Consider the following 1,302-nt stretch of genomic DNA (forward strand, 5'->3'; position numbering starts at 1 on the left):
CAGGGTAACCGCATTTATAATTGTTCATGCGGGGCCATAGCCGCAAAAAACAGGCTGAAGCCCCGTGCCAATATAACACATTGAAATAATTAAAAATATCTAGACATTTGTTTAATAATGTGCTACCTATTGAAATTATTAATAATTTAATAGGAGCGCATATGAATCAACGTCCATCTATCCCAAAGTATTTTACCAATCTTACTGACCCGAGGAGGTATAACCGCCGCCACAAACTTATCGATATCATCACCATTGCAATATGTGCCGTCATTTGTAATGCCGACGGTTTTGAGCATATCGCCGAGTTTGGTCAGGCAAAATATGACTGGTTTAAGAGATTTTTAGAGCTTCCACACGGAATTCCATCCACGGACACCTTTGAACGGGTATTTGCCCTAATCGACCCTAAGGAATTCAAAATCTGTTTTATGCATTGGGTAAAAGCCATCAGCCAGTTAACAAAAGGCGAGGTGATTGCCGTTGACGGAAAAACGTTGCGCCGGTCCCATGACAAAAGCAACGGAAAAGCGGCCATCCATATGGTCAGTGCCTGGGCGTGTGCCAATGGGATTGTTCTCGGGCAAGTTAAAACAGAGGAAAAGTCCAATGAGATTACTGCTATCCCGGAACTTCTGAAAATGCTTGAGATCAAGGGGTGCATTGTGACCATCGATGCCATGGGATGCCAGAAAAGAATTTGCGAAACAATTATTGAAAAAGAAGCAGATTACGTTCTTTCTTTGAAGGGAAACCATGGCCATTTACACGATGATGTCCAAGCGTATTTTCAAGATTTCAAGCAGAATGAATTTAAAAACGCCGTGTTTGATTATCATGAAACCATTGATGGCGAGCATGGTAGAATTGAAATCCGAAAATACTGGACATCATCGGATATCAGTTGGCTTCAGGGAAAAGAAAACTGGCGGAATCTGGAGACGATTTGCATGGTAGAGCGTGAAAGGCAGTTTGTCGACAGAACCGAGAATGAGACGAGTTATTACATCGGCAGCCTCGCCAGTAACGCCGAGAAATATTCAAATGCCACCCGCAGCCACTGGGGAGTCGAAAACAGCCTTCATTGGGTTTTGGATGTATCCTTTAATGAAGATGGATCTCGAATTCGTAAGGGCAATGCACCCGATAATTTTGCTGTATTGCGGCATATTGCGTTAAACCTGATCAAAAAGGAAACTTCTCTGAAAAAAAGCATCAAGTGTAAGCGGCTCAGAGCTGGTTGGGACGACAACTACCTATCGACGATCCTGGCGACAGGGTAATTTATAAATGCGGTTACCC

At 43.2% G+C, this 1,302-nt stretch carries 1 protein-coding gene; it reads left to right on the forward strand.

Annotated features, from left to right (window positions below; all coding sequences use genetic code 11):
- Positions 1–161: 161 nt before the first annotated feature.
- Complete coding sequence (locus JCM12296_RS34930; protein ID WP_054702801.1) at positions 162–1,283, forward strand: ISAs1 family transposase; 1,122 nt, start codon at positions 162–164, stop codon at positions 1,281–1,283.
- Positions 1,284–1,302 lie beyond the last annotated feature (19 nt).

Origin of the sequence: Desulfosarcina cetonica JCM 12296, from assembly GCF_001311845.1 — a bacterium.
GTDB lineage: Bacteria > Desulfobacterota > Desulfobacteria > Desulfobacterales > Desulfosarcinaceae > Desulfosarcina > Desulfosarcina cetonica.

What these genes read in the sequence shown, in the direction of transcription:
- JCM12296_RS34930 (WP_054702801.1), top strand. Translation starts at nt 162, where the DNA reads ATGAATCAACGTCCATCTATCCCAAAGTATTTTACCAATCTTACTGAC.